The following is a 1,134-nucleotide window of genomic DNA, read 5'->3' as shown; positions in this document are numbered from 1 at the left end:
GGGTATAGCTATCGAGTGTTACCCCGGCGATGATAAATAAGGTCGAATCACGGGCAAAGCGCGTTGAATAGCTTAAAGACGACGCCATTTGATTTTTCAATATTTGCGCCGAATTGAACAGTCCGCCAACCACAGGCGGGTCACTCATGCCTGTGAAAGAGGTTGATGAAAGTAAAGAGGTTAAGAGTAACGCAATGGGTTTTACCGCCCAAAAGAATAAAATATCATAATGTTTTCCGTACAGTTATTACATGCGCACATTGTGGCAAGCTTACTCGTAAGGTCAAGTCGTAAGTCATATTTACGTTATAACTCGGCCATATATTCATATCAAAAGTAATGATACTAATTGACTATTCGACAATGACTAGTTTCATTGCCTTTTTACCGATTCGATTCTATAAATAATGGAAATAAAACTCTCATCACACGATAGAGAACCTTGGCTTAATTCGTGTTTTACTTATTTAATTCGAGGGACGTCCCATGCGCACCAATCAACCTGTTACACAAAAGGAAGTCAAGTTTCCACCTAGCTACAACTTGCTATCGGTCACCAAACCAAGCAGCCATATCACTTATGCCAGTAAAGAATTTTGTGAGGTCGCTGGCTATTCATTAGATGAACTAACAAACCAGCCCCACAATATGGTGCGCCACCCTGACATGCCAGCAGAAGCATTTAAAGATATGTGGGATTACTTAAAACGCGGCCAATCTTGGATGGGTATCGTCAAAAATAGATGTAAAAATGGTGACCATTATTGGGTTGATGCATTTGCTTCTCCGATAGTCGAAAATGGTAAAACGGTTGAGTTTCAGTCAGTACGTTTGTGTCCAAGTCGCGAACACATTACCAACGCCGAAAAAATATACTCGCAGCTCAAAGCGGGAAAAACACCGAGACGACTCAAGCTACCTCGAACTCGCCTGTGGCAACGGTTAGCCATCGCTTTAGTACCTATTGCAGTTATCAGTTTTGTTGAAGAGACTTTTCTACCAGGAGCTGGCCTGGTGTTGATGCTATTGATGTCAATGGTTGCTGGTTATAGTTTAACTCGTCGCTTAGAATCTCTCAGTGCCGAAGCACGCAAGGTATTCGATAATCCATTAATGGAATTGGTGTATATACCC

Annotated in this window: 1 protein-coding gene and 1 pseudogene; one reads left to right on the top strand and one right to left on the bottom strand. The window is 41.9% G+C overall.

Going from position 1 to position 1,134, the window contains the following annotated elements:
- Positions 1 to 261 (bottom strand): annotated as a pseudogene (locus VOR_RS19145) (hypothetical protein); the annotation flags it as partial.
- 225 nt (positions 262 to 486) lie between these two features.
- Here VOR_RS19145 and VOR_RS0111075 point away from each other — a divergent pair.
- Positions 487 to 1,134, top strand: a 648-nt coding sequence (locus tag VOR_RS0111075; protein WP_010319774.1) for a PAS domain-containing protein, incomplete at its 3' end; no start/stop codon positions are given.

Origin of the sequence: Vibrio ordalii ATCC 33509 (assembly GCA_000257205.1) — a bacterium.
GTDB lineage: Bacteria > Pseudomonadota > Gammaproteobacteria > Enterobacterales > Vibrionaceae > Vibrio > Vibrio ordalii.
This window is presented reverse-complemented; position numbering and strand designations above follow the sequence as displayed.